9 protein-coding genes are annotated in these 18,473 nt (G+C 47.3%); 6 read left to right on the top strand and 3 right to left on the bottom strand.

The window, feature by feature from the left end:
• Nucleotides 1-2,442 (bottom strand): nitrite reductase large subunit NirB, encoded by a 2,442-nt coding sequence (gene nirB, locus AC1TPC_RS20725; protein ID WP_482068698.1) that lies wholly within the window; start codon nucleotides 2,440-2,442, stop codon nucleotides 1-3.
• Nucleotides 2,443-2,764: 322 nt separating this feature from the next.
• Between nirB and AC1TPC_RS20720 the strand changes: the two genes are divergently transcribed.
• Nucleotides 2,765-3,382 (top strand): ANTAR domain-containing response regulator, encoded by a 618-nt coding sequence (locus AC1TPC_RS20720; RefSeq protein WP_482068697.1) that lies wholly within the window; start codon nucleotides 2,765-2,767, stop codon nucleotides 3,380-3,382.
• A 15-nt stretch (nucleotides 3,383-3,397) separates the two neighbouring features.
• Complete coding sequence (locus AC1TPC_RS20715; RefSeq protein WP_482068749.1) at nucleotides 3,398-4,444, top strand: anthranilate phosphoribosyltransferase; 1,047 nt, start codon at nucleotides 3,398-3,400, stop codon at nucleotides 4,442-4,444.
• A 409-nt stretch (nucleotides 4,445-4,853) separates the two neighbouring features.
• Here AC1TPC_RS20715 and AC1TPC_RS20710 read toward each other — a convergent pair whose 3' ends face one another.
• Nucleotides 4,854-5,981: a glycosyltransferase family 2 protein gene (locus AC1TPC_RS20710; protein ID WP_482068696.1), complete on the bottom strand. Its 1,128-nt coding sequence runs from the start codon at nucleotides 5,979-5,981 to the stop codon at nucleotides 4,854-4,856.
• Nucleotides 5,982-6,277: 296 nt separating this feature from the next.
• Between AC1TPC_RS20710 and AC1TPC_RS20705 the strand changes: the two genes are divergently transcribed.
• The 4 genes from AC1TPC_RS20705 to AC1TPC_RS20690 all read left to right on the top strand — a co-directional run bounded on the left by AC1TPC_RS20705 (nucleotide 6,278) and on the right by AC1TPC_RS20690 (nucleotide 17,137).
• Nucleotides 6,278-8,020, top strand: a complete 1,743-nt coding sequence (locus tag AC1TPC_RS20705) for an ABC transporter ATP-binding protein (protein ID WP_482068748.1) — start codon at nucleotides 6,278-6,280, stop codon at nucleotides 8,018-8,020.
• Between the two features lie 12 nt (nucleotides 8,021-8,032).
• Nucleotides 8,033-9,793: an ABC transporter ATP-binding protein gene (locus AC1TPC_RS20700; RefSeq protein WP_482068695.1), complete on the top strand. Its 1,761-nt coding sequence runs from the start codon at nucleotides 8,033-8,035 to the stop codon at nucleotides 9,791-9,793.
• Between the two features lie 454 nt (nucleotides 9,794-10,247).
• On the top strand, nucleotides 10,248-15,968 hold the full coding sequence (locus AC1TPC_RS20695; RefSeq protein ID WP_482068694.1) for an S-layer homology domain-containing protein: 5,721 nt from the start codon (nucleotides 10,248-10,250) through the stop codon (nucleotides 15,966-15,968).
• Nucleotides 15,969-16,180: 212 nt separating this feature from the next.
• Complete coding sequence (locus AC1TPC_RS20690) at nucleotides 16,181-17,137, top strand: sugar-binding transcriptional regulator (RefSeq protein ID WP_482068693.1); 957 nt, start codon at nucleotides 16,181-16,183, stop codon at nucleotides 17,135-17,137.
• 126 nt (nucleotides 17,138-17,263) lie between these two features.
• On the opposite strand, the gene AC1TPC_RS20685 is transcribed toward AC1TPC_RS20690, so the two are convergent.
• On the bottom strand, nucleotides 17,264-18,373 hold the full coding sequence (locus tag AC1TPC_RS20685) for an IS4 family transposase (RefSeq protein WP_482068692.1): 1,110 nt from the start codon (nucleotides 18,371-18,373) through the stop codon (nucleotides 17,264-17,266).
• Nucleotides 18,374-18,473 lie beyond the last annotated feature (100 nt).

Genomic DNA, 18,473 nt, shown 5'->3' with positions numbered 1-18,473 from the left:
TTATAATTGCACAGTCTCAGCGGCGGATAATTGCTCGAAATTTTTGCGGAGCTCATCGGTTTCAACGATTTGCTTCCAAGGATCGGTCGTTAAGCTGAGCGTCTTCTCAATGCGCGACTTCAAGGCAAGACGATCTTCAGGATTTTGCAGCGCAATCTTTACATAATCGAGTCCAACACGTTCGATCCATTGTGCGGTACGTTCATTCCATTGCGCATTTTCGCGATAAAGCTGCAAGTAGGCGGAGGACCATTCCATTACCTCTTCCTCGGTTTTGACGATGCAGAGCAGGTCTGTTGCGCGAACCTTTACCCCGCCGTTGCCGCCGACATGAAGCTCCCAGCCTCCATCTATGGCGACTACTCCAAAATCTTTTATGGTTGCTTCCGCGCAATTTCGCGGACAACCGGACACGGCAAGCTTAACTTTAGCCGGCGCATTTAGACGCTCGAACGCTTTTTCCAATTTGATGCCCATGCCGATTGCGTCCTGCGTGCCGAAGCGGCAGAAGGTCGAGCCGACGCATGTTTTTACCGTACGCAGCGTTTTTCCGTAAGCGTGGCCGGATGGCATATCAAGCTCTTCCCATATTTTCGGAAGATCCTCTTTCTTGACGCCGAGCAGGTCGAGCCGCTGCCCGCCAGTAAATTTAACCAACGGAACGTCGTATTTCTCGGCGACCTCGGCGATTTTTTTCAAATCGGCTGGGGAGGTTACGCCGCCGTAAATACGCGGAACGACGGAGTATGTGCCGTCCTTCTGAATGTTGGCATGGTAGCGTTCATTGGTAATCCGTGATTCGTTCTCGTCAACGTATTCCTCCGGATTGATCATGCCGAGGTAATAGTTAAGCGCCGGACGGCATTTCGAGCAGCCCTCTGGATTATGCCAGCCGAGTACGTTCATGACTTCTTTAGTGGAATTAAGATTCATCCTTGTTATTTCTGCGACGATCTCATCCCGGTTAAGCGTCGTACAGCCGCAAATGCCTTCCTTGACCGGCTCGCCTACCGCATCGCCGGCATATATTTGAAGCAGTCCTTCAACTAGCGGCTTACAGCCGCCGCAGGAAGCGGAAGCTTTCGTGCAGGACTTGATGGCGCCAACCGTGTTGCAGCCCTTATTCGTAATCGCCTCGCCAATCGTACCCTTGGATACGCCGTTGCAGCCGCAGATGATTTCATCATCGGCCATCGCCTCTAGTCTGTTGCCGCCCGAGGATTTGCCAAGCATATCGGATGAGATGCCGAGCAGCAGCTCCTTCTCGCGGCCTTCTACCGATTCGCCTTTCTTAATCGAAGCGAATAATTCTGCACCATCTGAGGTGTCGCCGAATAGTACAGCGCCAATCAGCTTGCCATCCTGAATGACGATTTTTTTGTACGTGCCTGCCAAATCGTCTTGGATCTTCAATGCGCGAGTGGTTGGCGATTCATCAAAATGTCCAGCTGAGAATACGTCTACGCCAGATACTTTAAGCTTCGTTGAGGTGACGGACCCTGCATAGCCAGCCGTTTCCACACCAGCCAGACGCTTAGCAAGCACGGCGCCTTGCTCATACAGCGGAGCAACGAGACCGTATGCAATCCCGCGATGCTCAGCGCATTCGCCGACAGCATAAATGTCAGGCACGCTCGTTTGCATGAAATCATCGATGACAATGCCGCGGTTTACTTCAAGGCCTGTTGCCTTAGCGAGCTCAACGTTCGGCTTAATGCCGACGGCCATCACGACCAAATCGCCATCTACCTCGGTGCCATCCGTGAAGACGAGCCCGGAAGCGCGGCGTTTGCCTTTAATGGAAGCTGTGCTTTTTTTCAATAAAAATTGCATCCCTTGCGCTTCCAGCTCGCGCTGCAGCATTTTGGATGCTGCTTCATCCAATTGCCTCTCCATCAGGTAGCTGTGAATATGGACGACATTGACTTCCATTCCGAGATGGAGAAGGCCGCGAGCGGCTTCGAGTCCGAGCAGGCCGCCGCCAATGACGACTGCTTTCTTATATTTTTTGGATGCATCGATCATCACTTCGCAATCATGGATGTCGCGGAAGGCGATAACGCCTTCCTTGTCTGCGCCGGGGAGCGGCAGCATAAAAGGATTGGAGCCAGTCGCCACAATGATCGAATCATAGTCAACCTCAATGCCTTGGTGGGAGATTACCTTTTTGCGGTCCATGTCAATTTTGGTTACTTTGTGGCCGGTGTAAAGGGTGATGTTATTTTCTTTGTACCAATCCCAGTCGTTAATGACGATTTCTTGCATGTCTGCGCCGCCTGCGAGGACGGAAGAGAGCATAATTCGATTATAGTTAGGATGCGGCTCAGCGCCGAAAATTGTAATATCGTAGCTGTCTGGTGAAAGCTTCAATAGATGCTCGATTGCTCGAACCCCCGCCATGCCGTTGCCGATTAGGATTAGTTTCTTTTTCGTTGTATTCATTGTAATTCTCTCCTCTCAATCTCTGTCTAAGCAAAAATAATAAAAGCCTGCCTTCGATCCAAGAGAAAACGTACGTCTCCCTTGAAAACGATAGCAGGCTTCTTTGCCGCTCCAAACGAATACATCGTTGTACTCGTGAATGATATGTTTTTGTTATCGTAAATATACAATGAGATTAGAAGCTATGTCAATATACTTAACATCAAATGGGTGAAAAACTTGGGTGATGACAATTTCATGTTTTGTATGTTATATATAATCACAAAGACATCGACTTGTGCACTGTTAACAAATGAAGTCGAATAGGAGGGGGCACTTCTACATGCGTTCATTGTTGGTGATCGATCAACGTGCAGCAAGCGAGGTACCGGTGGCGGACCCTCAATCGAATCAGCTTTCCAAGAAGCATACTCCAAAATTTTTGCTTGAGACTTATGGGTATCATGTCATTCGTGCAGGTGATGAGAATAAGGCTGTGCTGCAAATGAACAGTGCAGATGCCGTTATTCTTCACTTGCCTCTTAATGAAGTGAAACAATGGGGAACGAAGCTGTTGAAGCAAAAAACGGTGCCGATGCTCTGGTGGTGCAGCGCTGCGACAGCATCCTTATCAGCCGCATTTTGCGAGGACGACGTGCCTGTGGATGGCGTGCTGACCCCTTCGATGAGCGAGCAAGAACTGCACTGGGCGCTGCATTTTGGATCTAAGCAATGCTTCGAGAGGCTGCAATGGATAAACGAGCGCAAGCAGCTGGAAGGACGTCTTGAGGAGCGGAAGTGGATTGATATGGCAAAGGGGATTTTGTGCAAAATCAAAAACATTTCCGAAGCGGAAGCCTACGACGTGCTGCGGAAGCAGGCGATGAATGAGCGCAAGCGTATGGTTGATGTAGCGACATCGATTGTAAAGGTATACCAAATCCTTCAGGATCAAAAATAAGGGGGCGATGCGATGATGATCAACCTGTTAAAGGAAGTCGGCCGTGGAAAAAGAGGAGCGCGTGACCTCGGGTATGATGAGGCGTTGCAAGCGGCCAATGCAATTTTAGAATTAAAGGCGACCCCAGCGCAAATCGGCGCTTTTTTTATCGCTGAGCGAATAAAGATGGAAAGCGTTGAAGAAATTGAGGCCTTTGTAGCCGTCTGTCGCAAGCATGCTCATCGCGTACCTATTCAACAAGGACTCGATTGCGCTGGCCCCTATGACGGTCGGAAAAAATCATTTTACGCTACATTTCCTACTGCGTTTCTTCTTGCGGCCGCCGGGCTTCCCATTACGCTGCACTCAGCGGCATCCTTGCCTCCAAAATGGGGAATAACGCTGCATGATTTGTTGAAGGAAGCAGGCATTGATGCTGAACGCTTATCGAGCGAACAGATTGTTCAAGCGGCTTCGGGTACCGGCGTGCTGTACGTTCCGGCAGAGGAATGGTGTCCGCCTCTTAAGGCGCTGCGCTCCATTCGTATTGAGCTCGGTATGCGGACCGTACTGAATACGGCCGAGAAGCTCATTGATTACGCCCATTCCCCTTATTTGATATTCGGGGTTTTTCATAATACGGTGTTTGAGCGAATGGCGAAGCTAGCCAGCAACTTGGCATACAAAAAAGCGCTCATCGTACAGGGGATGGAGGGCTCCGAGGATTTGTTCATCGAGAGGCCGACCCGCACCTATTACGTAGAAAACGGAGAGTCGCATCTGAATATCATCGATCCGGACACCTATGGCTTAGAAACGCCAGTGCCGGAAATCGATTGGACGCCCGCAGGGCAGCTGCGCGTATCGGAATACGTCCTGCAAGGACACGGCCATATCGCTTTCGTCAATCAAGTGCTGCTTAATGCGGCCGTGAGGTTGCAATTGGCAGAGAAGGTCGACTCCATTGAGGAAGGGTTGTATATTTGCAAGGATTTGCTCGATAATGGCGCCCCATGGGAGCTTTATCGCAAATGGCAAAGCGCGATGCGAAGCGAAACATCGCTGCCTTGTCGCATGACGTAGCGGCGAGAATCGAAACGTCATTGCCTTGTCGGATGGCCTAGCGGCGAGAAGCGGGGAACGATCGCCCGGCATAGCCTGCTTACTCTGAACTTAATATGACGAAAGAAAACGAGCCGTAGAATCGCTTTTATGGCTCGTTTGGCGTCCTGCTAGAGCTGTGAAGACTATAGAATCCTTAAATGATTTCGTGAAGATAACGGGAGTTTTTCCAGTTAATATGACTCTAAGACACATGAATCACAGCTACAGCAATAAGTGCCTCTGAGAAAATAATAGGAGCATCGATTTGCGCCTGAATTTCCGTGCAAGGAGGATCAACTTCGAAAACGTTCACCCTTGCAAATTGCGGGCAATTCATTCCTAAGTGGTTTATCCATGGTTCACTCTTCTAAAACTCTGTTAACATCCGTTATCGGGTGGTCCGATTGTTTACTCGCTTGCTTTTGGCCGCTATCCGGAAGGGCAGGAAAGAGGAGATAAACGGCGTGTTGAACTCCCAGTTGAAGAGTAAGGCTGTAAGCTCGAGCTTGATCGACAAATAGTACAGATACACCTTCAGGCTTCCGCATCTATACCGGTAACCCAATACATGGGTACTTTCCGTGATCATCTTCAGTCGGAGAAGCCTCGTCATATCTTCCTTCGTAACGGGGGTTGGGCTATTCCTTAAATTACGAATCAGCATGCTAAGGATGGACCCAACATGATAGGCTGCCATATCTTTTTTATAATGACTATAGGCATATATACCGAACTCCTCGGAAATCCGCTTCCTTAACTCATATTGCAAAATCAAGCTCTTCTCCAAATAAGGCTTATAGGGAGAGCTCATTAAGCTATCTAAATTGTCGACGGTGTAAAAATATAACGAATCCGGAAGCGCATAGACACGCTGTGCGGACAATAGGGCTTCCATATGAAAAATGGTATCCTCGCCGATCGCAAGTCCCTCATGGAATTGAATGCCGCTGCCTTCAAGCGACTCCCGAAGAAATAAGCTTCGCCAATTAAAGCACAAATCGTTATTCGAATGAACAGCCGGTGCGCTTAATATAAAGTCCTTCCCGTTCATCGGCGTATGGTGCCTGTAATGTGGAGAAACGTTTAGCCCAGAGGGCACAGTCTCGTAGCCGCTGATTACAACGTCGCAACGATGCTCCTCCGCTGTGGCATAAAGCTTAACGAAAAACATCTCGTTGATTTCATCGTCGGCATCCAGGAAGGCGACGTACTTGCCGCTTGCTGCCTTGAGGCCAGCGTTTTTAGCGGAACTCGTTCCGCCGTTAGGCTTGTGAAGCACTTTTATTCTAGCATCTATGGCAGCGAGCTCTTCGCAAATAACACCGCTTTGATCGGTGGAGCCGTCATTGACTAGCAGCAGCTCTAGATTTTGGAAGGGCTGATTTAGGATTCGTTTTACGGAGCGGAGCAACCATTTTTCAGCATTAAAGATGGGGATGATTACACTAATGGCGTAGTCCAAACGCTTCACCTCAGCTATGATCAATAATTGAAGCGCTGCCAAGCTCAGCTTCAAAATCATCATACCATATTCGTTATAAAGAACGAATCGTTATTTTGCAGATCGTATTTAGAGCCAATATTTAAGCTTGGAAGGCTAATCTTTTCCGTGGTAATATAAGGATGTTGCGCGATTTGAAGTAAAAAGTTGAGGGTGAATAGTCATGAAATATTTTAATTTTAACCATTTGCTTCAAAAGATCGGCGCACTAGTATAGTCTAGAGATGGCTTTGAGGCATTTGGAAGGAAGGGAACTTCCTTACTTAGCTGTTCAGCTTTGATAGTAAAGGAAACAGGAAAAGGGGGATATGATGTCATTTGTAAATCGGTTGCGATGGTTTTTTAAGGATCGATGGGGGAGTTATCTATTAGCCGTTAGCATCATGGCAATTGTCAGCCTGCTGTCTACGGTACCGCCTAATCTCATTGGGAGAACGGTCGATCATATAGATAAAGGGCAGCTCACTTCGGCGGACTTGTCACAGACGGTGCTGCTGCTTGTCGGGTTGTCGCTGCTGCTCTACGTCATGGTTTATATTTGGATTACGACGCTGTTTGGCAATTCGGCGCTTGTCGAGAAGGTGCTGAGAGGCCGGCTACTTGCGAATTTGACGCGGATGACGCCTGCTTTCTTTCAGCGCAACAGCACGGGGCAACTAATGGCGCTCGCAACAAATGATATTTTGGCAATCGGACAAACGGCGGGCTACGGCGTCATGACTCTCGTCAATACGCTCGTTGGCGCTTCGGTTGTCGTTATTATGATGATTTCCCTCGTAAGCTATAAATTGATGATTGCTGCTCTCATACCGCTGCCCTTGCTGGCGGTCGTGATTAGCAAGCTTGGCAAAAAAGTGCGAACAAGATTTCTGGATGCGCAGGCCTCCTTCGGTAAAATGAACGATCACGCGCTGGAATCGATCTCCGGCATTCGCGTTATCCGCTCGTACGTGCAGGAGAACGATGATCTCACGGCATTCGATAAAGTGACCTCTGATGTAATGTTCAAAAACAAACGGGTATCGATTCTAAATGCATTGTTCCAGCCGATCATTTCGTTGATTGTTGGCGTGAGCTATTCGATCGGTATCGGCTATGGCTCTTATCTCGTTTTTCAAGACGAAATTTCACTCGGACAGCTGATTTCGTTCAATATATATTTAGGCATGCTTATATGGCCGATGATCTCCTTCGGCGAGTTTATTAACGTCCTGCAGCGCGGAAGTGCATCGGCTGATCGTTTGGATACGGCGCTCACACAAAAGCCTGATCTGGATGACACGGACAAGCCGGTCGCGATCGCAGTGCCTGCAAGCATAGAGATGAAGCAGCTTACTTTTACTTATCCTACAGCTATTCATGCTAGCTTAGTCGACGTATCTTTCCGGCTTGAGCGAGGCCAGACGCTTGGTGTTGTGGGCAAGACTGGAAGCGGAAAGAGCACGCTGCTGAAGCAGCTGCTTCGCCAGTATCCACTGGATCAGGAGCAGCTTTACATAGCGGGCGTACCTGTTGAGCGAATCACCATTGATCAGATGCGACGCTGGATTGCGTATGTTCCGCAGGAGCATCTGCTCCTATCCAAAACGATTAGAGAAAATATCGCGCTTGGCAAGCCGAATGCGACGCATGAAGAAATTGCGCGCGCGGTCGAAATGGCCTCTTTTACGGAGGATATTGCGATGATGCCTGAGGGACTTGAGACCATCGTTGGTGAAAATGGCGTCATGCTGTCAGGCGGCCAGAAGCAGCGTTTGGCGATTGCACGGGCGCTGCTCGTCGATTCCGAAATATTGCTGCTGGACGATTCGCTGTCGGCGGTTGATGCTCGGACCGAGAGCCGGATCCTTCATCACATTCGCTTGGAGCGCGAGGGGAAGACAACTTTTATCAACACTCATCGTCTATCGGCGGTTAGTCATGCGGATTGGATCATCGTGCTGAACGAAGGCAGAATTGTCGAGGAAGGCACGCATGAGGAGCTGATGCTGTTCGGAGGCTGGTATAAGGAACAGTGGGAACGGCAGCAAATGGAAGCTAGCTTGGAAGAATAAGGAGGCTGTTGCATGCCAAAGCAATCTACGGCGAGAAGACTATTCCAATATGCTCTCGTCTATAAATTCAAAATTATCGGCGCGCTGCTTATTCTTTGCTGCGCGGTAGGCGCTGAGCTTGGCGGACCTTTTATTATAAAAACAATAATTGATAAGCATTTATCGGCCGGAGGCAGCGAATTGGCGCCTGTTCTCTGGCTGCTTGCGCTTTATATGGGATTGCTGCTCGTTGCGAGCATCGGCAATTTCTCGCAATCGTATATTTTGCAATCGACGGCGCTGCAAATTATCAAAAACATGCGTATGGATCTCATGCGCCATATTCAGCGGATTCCGCTGCGCTATTTTGACAATACGCCTATTGGTCAAATTGTATCGAGAATAGCGAACGACACGGAGGCTGTGCGGGACTTATTCATGAGCTTCATGGCGACCTTTGTCGTCAGCTTCGTGCAGCTAATAGGGATATTTACGGCGCTGTTTATTTTGGATGTGCGTCTGGCGATGTTCTGCTTGCTCCTGCCTCCGCTTTTTGCGCTCATTATGGTCATCCATTTGAAGTATTCCAAGCGTTACATTACGATCATGCGAGCGCGGCTTAGCGATATGAATGCGATGATCAATGAATCGATTGTCGTTATGCCGATTATTCAAGCGTTTCGGCGCGAGAAGGTGACACTGGATGAATTCGAGATGCTGAACGAGGACCGATACGTCAATCAGATCAAACAGTTTAGAGTGTTCTCTTTGTCCTCGAGAAACATTGTAGGCACGATTGGCAGCCTGGTGACGGCGCTAGTTATTTGGTATTTTGGCCACGCGTCGCTGGAAACGTCCATTATGTTCGGGGTGTTTTACGCCTTTATTGACTATCTGGGGCGTATCTTTCAGCCGATTATCGGAATTTTCGATCAGTTGACGAATGCTCAGCGTGCTTTCGTATCTGCCGAGAAGGTGTTTGCAATACTCGATATGGAGGGCATGGAGGTCGAGGAAGTAGCGGCGGTGAAGCGGCCAGAGGGCGTCGTGAAATTCGATCAAGTAACCTTCGCGTACAAAGAGGGTGAAAACGTACTGAAGCAAATATCGTTTGAAGCGCGGAAAGGTGAGACAGTCGCCTTGGTAGGCCATACCGGTTCGGGGAAAAGCTCGATCATGAACCTATTGCTGGGCTTTTACGAGCCGGATCAAGGCGTTATATCGATTGATGGGCGCGATATTTCGGAATATTCGAAGCAGGCGCTGCGCAAGCATATGGGCATCGTGCTGCAGGATCCGTATTTATTTGCCGGCGATATTAAATTCAACGTCAGCCTTTACAATAAGGACATTTCCATCGATCGTGTAAAAAGCGTGCTGAAGGATGTTGGCGCCGCGCCATTCATCGAGCAGCTGCCGAATGGCTATGATGAGCTGGTAGTCGAACGCGGGAGCACATTGTCATCTGGACAACGTCAGCTTATTTCCTTCGCTAGAGCACTAGCTTTCGACCCATCGATTCTCATTTTGGATGAGGCTACGGCGAGCATAGACAGCGAGACTGAGGGGCTAATTCAGCAAGCGCTGCGGGTTGTCAGCCAAGGGCGGACGACGCTGGTTATTGCGCATAGGCTGTCTACTATTCGTGAGGCTGATCAAATTCTCGTCTTGCATCGCGGAGAGATTGTCGAACGGGGCAATCATGATGCGTTGATGGCGCTCGGCGGCAGATATTACAAAATGTATCAGCTGCAAAAGGGCGAGAAGGCCTCAGCGGAAACGGTAAGCATGTAGAAAAATTAATAATCTTGTTCTAGTAACAAATCTAGTAACAAATCTAAAGTGCCATGCACATGACGAATGTTGTCATGTATATGGCACTTTTTGTTATATTTTTTAGGTTTTAATACCCGTTTTTTCATTACATTGTACCAATTGACAGGAAAAATGTTCCACAGTATACTCTTCAATATATTATATGTCAGTTTACATCACATTTATAAAGGCGGCTCCAATAGCTTTTGGGCCCAAAGCTATATTCCCCTTCCTTCTTTAATGCAAAAATCTGCTTTCGGATGTCATGCATGTATTGGAGCAAGGGGATTTTTATTGCTGCCATCGAACGAATGTGCATGTTTACTAGAACTTAATTTCACAATGATGTTCTGATTACAATTTTTAACTACTCTATTTGAGATATGTATTGCTTATTAATACCATTTATGGTCTTTGGGAGGAGAAGGTTGGAATGCAGAAATTGGTTATAAGAATAAAGAGACAAGCCTGCATGCTTTTAGCGGCTATTCTAGTGGTTACCGGTACGATAGGCAGCTTGGGAAGCCCTGTTCAGGCGACGCCTGCGGGGGACAATATCGTTATCTCTCAGGTTTATGGCGGTGGGGGGAACTCCGGGGCAGTATGGAAAAATGATTTTATTGAATTGTATAATCCGACTAATGCGGACGTGAGTTTGTCTAATTGGAAGGTAAGGTATGCAAGTAAAACCGGAAATTTGCCAACAGATGGTACAGCTACTGTAACTAATTCAACATATTTAAACGGTACAATTAAATCTAAAGGCTACTACCTCATTCAACAATCGGCTGGTAATGGCGGAACTACGAGCCTGCCGGCACCTGATGCCACCGGATCAATAACAGTGAGCAGTTCGGAAGGGAAGGTAGAGCTGGTCAACAATTCGGGGGCGAGAGTCGATTTTGTTGGTTTTGGAGCGGCTAGCGAATTCGAAACGGCTCCAACAGCAGCCCTAAATAACACGAACGCAGCCATTCGTAAAGCTGCTGACAATGCACCAATTGACAGCCGCGGCAAAGATACGGATGTCAATTCTGCAGATTTCGAAGTGGGCACGCCAGCCCCACGCAATTCCTCTTATGGAGCGGTTGTTGCAGGCGTGGAGCCTGTAACGGCAGATGTAGCGCCAGGAGCGGTTCAACCCGGCACTATTATTAATCTCTCGACATCAACGGTTGGAGCAAGTGTGTACTATAGCGTATACGGCTCAGGCGATACGCAGGTTGCTCCTGAAAACTTTACTTTGTATCAGTCTGGCGTGACATCTATTGCAATAAACGCGCCAAAGACGGTACATGCCTATGCGAAAAAAGACGGGCTGGTAAACAGTGCATTACGTGAGTTTTCATATAGCGTTGTAGCGAACCCGATTACGATCGCGGCAGCTCGGGCTTCTGCATCTGGCACAAACGTAAAGCTTAGCGGTACAGTAATACACCGTGCGGATTCAAACGAGTACGTCAATTTATTCGTTCAGGACGCAAATAACGGAATTGTCGTTAGAGCGCTGAACTCAGTCTCCGCTCAGCCGGGGGATACTATCGAGGCTTTCGGAAAACTTACCCCGTTCGCGGGACTAGTCCAATTGATCGCGAATGTCGAAGATGTGAAGGTGACGGGCTCAGTCGCGCTCCCTGCGCCAATAGTTGTAGATTCTACAAGCTTTGGCAAAACGATTGAGAACCAGAACAAATTCGAAGGCCGTTTCGTGCAACTGAAAAATATTAAGGTTGAAAGTGTGGCTGGAGGCGTCGTTACGGCAACGGATGCTGTCAGCGCAGGTAAAGTTATTATTTATTCCTCTGATGCTTCATTTGTCGCGGGAAAAACGTTTGAGCAGGTTACAGGCGTCATGACTTACCATTCCAGCGTAGGACTTGAACTGCTGCCACGCAATACGCTCGATATTGTTGAGAAGAAGCTGGCTGTTCAAGCGAGCATTCCTTCGGGCGGCATCAACGTTGGAGGTTCGGTATATTTAAGCTCGCTTGCTGAGGGCGGTGTCATTCGTTATACGACAAATGGGACCACTCCGACAGCAACGACGGGAACGCAATATAGTGGTCCAATTGTTGTTAATGCGGATACAATCATTAAAGCCGTTGTTACAGCCGGCGGGGTGACAAGTGAAGTATCAACCTTCATATATAAGGTATTAGAAAATACAGATGGTATTGCGATCAATAAAATTCAAGGCGAGACGCATAGATCGATCTACAATAATGTTAAAGTTACGAACGTAACAGGCATTATCACTTCGGTCAGTGCGAATTCCTTCTACATGCAGGCACCGAATGACAAGCAGGATAGCAATCCGAACACTTCCGAGGCTATTCAAGTTTTCAAGAATACCCATGGTCTAGCCGTAAAGGATTCTGTATATGTGTCCGGTACGGTGCAGGAATTTGGCAACAGTCCATCTCTAACCGTAACACAAATTAATGCAACGACGATTGGTAAGCAATCCAGCAATAATACGCTTCCTTCCACCACATTGCTTGGGACAGGCGGACGCATCATTCCTAATTTGATTGATACGGACAGCTTCGCCCAATTTAATCCGAATGTCGATGCTATCGACTTTTTCGAGAGCTTGGAGAGCATGCTGGTTGAAGTGAATCAACCTACGATAACGGGACCTTATGCAAATGCAGTAATACCGGTTACGTTTGCCAATGGCACGAATAATCCGGTAAAAACGGCCTTCGGCGGCGTTGTTTTGCAAGGCAACGGTATCAATTCGGTAGAGAGCAGCCTGAATCCGCAAAAGCTGTTTGTAGGCGTTTCAGAGCCTGCAGGCACAAAAATTAAAACAGGCGATGCTTTTGAAGGCAATCTCGTGGGCGTCATTCAATACGCAGGCGATCTCTATAAGCTGATACCTACGCAGGCTTTGCCTTCAATTAAACGCAGCAACAATACTCCGAAAGTAACGACTATTGTTCCGAATGAAGACAAGCTGACAATTGGTACATTTAATGTGGAAAACTTCAGCGCCGGCGATACAGCGAAAGCTGACAAAATCGCGAGCATTATCGTAACGAACATGAAGCAGCCGGACATTATCGGTTTGATGGAGGTTCAAGATAATGACGGCAATATAATTTCTGGCAATACGGATGCTTCTAAAAGCTTCCAGACTCTCATCGACGCCATTACTGCGAAAGGCGGCGCAACTTACAAATTCACCGATATTGCTCCGGAAAATAATATGGACGGCGGCGAACCTGACGGCAATATCCGAGTTGGCTTCTTATACAAAACAGATCGCGTAAAGCTTGCATCAGGCAAAAAAGGCAGTTCCAACACTTTCGTTAAAGTGGACGGAATTGGAGGCTTGACTCAAAATCCTGGACGCATTGGTTCTACGGATGCTGCTACCTTCGCTTCATCCCGCAAGCCGCTTGTAGCAGAATTTCTCTTTAAGGGGAAACGTGTAGTCGCGATAGCGAACCATTTTAATTCCAAAGGCGGAGACGGCAAGCCATGGGGCGGCGTACAGCCGGTTGTACGCAGCAGTGAAGTGCAGCGCGCCAAGCAAGCGGAAGCGGTTAACAGCTTCGTTAAGGATTTGACGGCTAAAGATCCTGAGGCTAGCGTAATCGTGTTAGGGGACTTTAACGATTTCCAATTCTCCGGTACGCTGAATAAGCTGCGGGGTGCGGAATTAACGAACCTTGTCGACAAGCTGGATGTATCGGAACGCTACTCCTACATCTACGACGGCAACTCGCAAACGCTTGATCATATTCTAGTAGACAATAAAATTGGAACAAATGCTGTTATTGATGTTGTTCACGTCAATGCTGATTTCTCGACAGAACAGGGCAGGGTGAGCGATCATGATCCGCTTCTTGCACAGCTAGATCTTTCAACTAAGAAAGATGCGGAATTCGCTATGACGATTATGCATACCAATGATACACATGGCAATCTAGCGAATGTAGCAAAAAGATATACTGCGGTTGAACAGGTTCGAAGTGAAACAGCTAAATCGATCCTTCTTGATGCTGGTGATGTGTTCTCGGGTACATTGTACTTTACTAAATATTTAGGCCTGGCTGATCTAGAATTTATGAATAAGATGAAGTACGATGCCATGGTATTCGGCAACCATGAATTCGATAAAGGTCCGTTAGTGTTGGCTAATTTTGTGAAAAATGCCAAATTCCCGCTCGTTAGCTCCAATATTGATTTCAGCAAGGAGCCAGAACTGAGTGGATTGCTAGCCGAGCAAGCGGTTGGTAAAGAAGCAGAAGCTGGAAAGATTTATAAATCTATCATTCTTGAGGTTGGCGAAGATAAAACGAAGGTTGGCGTATTTGGACTTACAACTGAGGATACGAAGTTCCTTGCCTCGCCTGGCGAGAACATCGTATTTGAGAACTACATCGCTAAAGCGAAGGAAACAGTCAAATCGCTCCAAGACAAGGGCATTAACAAAATCATTGCAATAACACATCTTGGTCATACATTTGATCTCATATTGGCTGATCAGGTTGCTGGTATCGATGTGGTCGTTGGCGGACACAGCCATACGAAAGTCGATGCTCCAAAGGTAATCCATGCAAATGGTGAGCCAACACTTGTTGTACAGGCCGAGGAATATAACAGATATCTAGGTCGATTGGAAGTTAAATTCAGTCAAGCGGGCGTACTAACGAAATGGAATGGAAAGCTGCTGGATATTGCAACTTTTGCACCAGATCCAGCAGTGACAAAAATGCTTGAGCCTTACAATATTGGAATTGCTGATATTAAAAATCAAGTTATCGGCAAGACAAATGTGGTTTTAGAAGGCGGCAACCCTCTTTCTCGTACTAGGGAAACTAATCTTGCAAATATAATGACGGACGGGATGGTTTCTAAAGTAAAAAGCTTTGTTAACAACAATCCAGAATTAAAGAAATTAGATGTAAAAGGGTTTGTAGCCATTCAGAATGGTGGCGGTATCCGTAAGTCTATTGCCGTAACCGCAGCAGGCAAAAAGGATGGCGACATAACATTAGGAGAGCTGTTGGAGGTCATGCCATTCGGCAATAACTTGACATCGCTTCGCATGACGGGTCGGGAAATTGTTGAAGCGTTAGAGAACGGCGTGAGCGGAATCGAGACTACTCAAGGCCGCTTCCCGCAAGTATCCGGCATGCGCTACTACTATGATTCCTTGAAGCAGGCAGAGGTGCTTGATGCGAGCGGCAAGCTGGTAAAAGCAGGCAGCCGTATCGTCAGAGTAGAAATTAAAAATGATAACGGCAGCTACAGCCCGATCGATTTGAATGCTTATTATTTTGTAGCAACGAATTCCTTTATGGCAAATGGCGGCGACTTCTACAGCTCGATGAAGAAAGCGAAGGATGCTGGTCGTCAGTATGAGATGAACCTGGTTGACTATGAGGTATTCATCGAACACATTACGAAGCTTGGCACCATCAATACGGGAATTGAAGGCCGGATTACCAATCTGGAAGGAAAATCGCTTCCGAGCGGGGAAATTTCAAATCCAGATCCAAATCCAGATCCAAAACCTACACCAACGCCTACACCAACGCCTAAACCAACGCCGACTCCATCACCGACACCAACGCCTGGTGGCAATAGTCCGGCAGTCGAATTTAGCGACGTAGGCAGCCATTGGGCGGCTAAAGCGATTGAAGAGGCTGTGAAGATTGGTTTTGTTAAGGGATATGATGACGGCACATTCCATCCGGGAGACAAAGCAACAAGAGCACAGTTCATTACGATGGTCGGAAGAGCGCTGAAGCTTGAATCAACAGGTGGCAAGCTGAATTTTGCGGATGCGGGTCAAGTGCCTGCCTGGGCAAGCTCCTTCTTTGCACAGCTTATCGAGGATAAGATCATCTCAGGGTATGAGGATAATACGCTTCGTCCATCAAATCCATTAACAAGAACAGAAATGACAGTCATTATGGTTCGCGCACTCGGCATTAAAGTTGATCCGAATGCAAAGACAACTTTTACTGATATAAGCAAAATACCGGTATGGGCTCGGCCATATATCGCTGCGGCGCAGGCTGCAGGACTTGTTGGGGGAATGGGCGGCAACCAATTTGCGCCGCAAGAGAATGCAACAAGGGCACAGGTTGTGACACTGATTTTGGCGGCGCTAAAGTATGATAAGAATAAAGGGTAATCAATAAGTACAAACGTCTCAGTCCACTTTGTTACGAGTGGATTGGGACGTTTTATTTTTACAGTGGAAAGGGGATAGGGGTTTTCATTGTAATTTTGTTAAGGCTTTGTTATATATAAGTGGGACGTATTCCATTCAAGCGTTTCGGCTCGCCTCTAGCAGGATTAGCAGCCGTTTACGCTTTAGACATATATAGAAAGAGTTGAGCATGGATGGCAGATGATCGATTGGACGATAAGCTGAGCAAAATGATTGATGCTGCAAGGCTTTATTATGAATTAAATTATAATCAGGAAGAAATCGCGCAGAAGCTTGGCGTGTCGCGTCCGACTATATCTAGGTTTCTCCAGCAGGCGAAGGATGAGGGCTACGTTCAAATTAAGATCGTTTCACCTAACGACAATAACGATGTGCTTGCTGAGCGGCTGGAATCAAAGTTTCGGCTTAAAAAAGCAGTCATCGTATCAGTGCCGCAATTCGAGGATAGCATCGTAAAAAGGTATATTGGCGAAGCGGCAGCGACCTATTTGTATGATACGGTGAAGGATGGCGATATTATCGCTACGACATGGGGGACAACGCTTTTCCAAATGGCTACTCAGCTAAAGGATAAGCCGGTCCGGGATGTGAAGGTCGTGCAATTAAATGGCGGGGTCAGTCATTCGGAGACCAATACATACGCCTATGAAATCGTTCATTTGTTCGGCAAGGCATTCCATACAATTCCATACTTCATCCCGCTGCCAGCACTTGTCGATCACGAGGTTGTTAAGGAAACGATTGAGTCGGATCGACATATTCGCAATATTTTGGAGCTAGGGAAGATGTCTAATATTGCCGTTGTGACGGTTGGAACACCAACCGATGATTCTGTATTAATTAGAGCGAACTATTTTACGGATACGGATCTGGACATTATTCGGGAGAAGGCAGCCGGGGACATTTGCTCGCGCTACATTGATACGGCTGGTGCTATATGCTCGGAGGAGCTAAATCGGCGCACGATTGGCATTAGTCTTGATGAGCTTAGGCGTAAGGAGCAGTCGATACTTGTAGCGGGCGGAGCGAAGAAGGTGAACGGCATTTATGGAGCGCTTCGCGGCGGCTATACGAATGTGCTGATCACGGACCAATTTACCGCTAGATATTTACTGGAACGTGATATGTAGAATAGGGCGAGGGAGACCATTGTCCGCTAAAAAGTGAATCTGAACGCACAATACCCTCTTGATATAGAACTCTGCGAGCATTAAGACATCCCATTGCATAAAATGTAGGCCTGTTGATTAACCAAATTATGGGACCGGAAGAATCACATGATTAGCCAAATAAACCCTCCATTCTGCAGGTAGAGCATTTAATGTCAATAAGCGATCAAATTCAGCGAACATTAGTCTGACACTCGAATGAACAACGGAATTCCCCTGATCAAACAGAAATTTGAGCAGGACGTAAACCAGTAAAGCCGTATACAACTGTCCATAGACCGCATTCGGCGTCGTTCCAAATAGTCTGGGGATGTTTAAGTGTTGCTTTATCCAACGGAAAAACACTTCCACCTGCCACCGTTTCTTGTAAATCTCAGCGATTCGCTCAGCGGAATGCCAATGCAAATTAGTGGCTAGAATAACAGGGTTTCCCTTTGGATCTTTGAGGATCACCACTCGAAACCGATGTTTAGAAAGCCGACTATTCTTTCCGAGTCGACACGTGAAATCCTGTTCGATGGTCCCTGTAAATGGTTGCTTTCGCTCTCTTGAAACAGGGTCTTTAAAGTGCGTGTTATCCCGAATCCGGATCACAAAATACTGTTTTTGCATGAGATACTCATCGAATCGTTTGTGCTTACCGTAAGCGCGGTCGGCTACCAGAATAAATCGGTCGTCTAATACATCGGCAGAACTATTCAGATCAGGGGAGTTCCCGGTCGTTTCGGTCACTTTGTGTAGTCGTCCTTCATCTGCCACCAAGGAAACATGCAGCTTAATTCCTGCTCGTTCTCCTTTAAGTGGAGCCCAGGGCAGTCGTTCTTTCCCCACGGTAATTTTGGTGGAATCGACAAGGAGTACGGCTTTGGGGATGCCCAAATGTCGTCGAGTCGAGCGATTACAGATGCTAATCATCACGTTCAGCAGCCGCTTAAATAATTCAAACGGAACATCTTTAGCCTTTTTTGAAAGCGTGGAATGGTCCGCAGGTCTGAGGCCACTCAAACCCATTCTTATTTCTCCGTCCCGATAACCGTCCCATTGCTGGAATGCAGCTTCGGCTAGGAACAGAAAGAGGTCATAGACGGTAAATTTCCGCGCCACATCAACATAGTTAAGTTCTTGAAGAAGGGAAACGATTTGTACTTCGGGAATCACCGATTGTAGAATGATCGATAATGAAGTAGAATTTTTCATGAGGTCGCCTCGTTTCGGATGTTTGTAGGGGTACAAACACTTTACCGAATGAGCGGCCTTTTTTCTACCATTTTTCCCCTAATCAACAGGCCTACATAAA

Source organism: Paenibacillus sp. Y280, from assembly GCF_056786335.1.
Note: the sequence above shows the minus strand (reverse complement) of the source record. Positions and strands in the feature narration are given on the sequence as shown.

Bases quoted from the DNA above. Each gene is read 5' to 3' on its own strand.
- nirB (WP_482068698.1), bottom strand. From the start codon at position 2,442: ATGAATACAACGAAAAAGAAACTAATCCTAATCGGCAACGGCATGGCG.
- AC1TPC_RS20720 (WP_482068697.1), top strand. From the start codon at position 2,765: ATGCGTTCATTGTTGGTGATCGATCAACGTGCAGCAAGCGAGGTACCG.
- AC1TPC_RS20715 (WP_482068749.1), top strand. From the start codon at position 3,398: ATGATCAACCTGTTAAAGGAAGTCGGCCGTGGAAAAAGAGGAGCGCGT.
- AC1TPC_RS20705 (WP_482068748.1), top strand. From the start codon at position 6,278: ATGTCATTTGTAAATCGGTTGCGATGGTTTTTTAAGGATCGATGGGGG.
- AC1TPC_RS20700 (WP_482068695.1), top strand. From the start codon at position 8,033: ATGCCAAAGCAATCTACGGCGAGAAGACTATTCCAATATGCTCTCGTC.
- AC1TPC_RS20695 (WP_482068694.1), top strand. From the start codon at position 10,248: ATGCAGAAATTGGTTATAAGAATAAAGAGACAAGCCTGCATGCTTTTA.
- AC1TPC_RS20690 (WP_482068693.1), top strand. From the start codon at position 16,181: ATGGCAGATGATCGATTGGACGATAAGCTGAGCAAAATGATTGATGCT.
- AC1TPC_RS20685 (WP_482068692.1), bottom strand. From the start codon at position 18,373: ATGAAAAATTCTACTTCATTATCGATCATTCTACAATCGGTGATTCCC.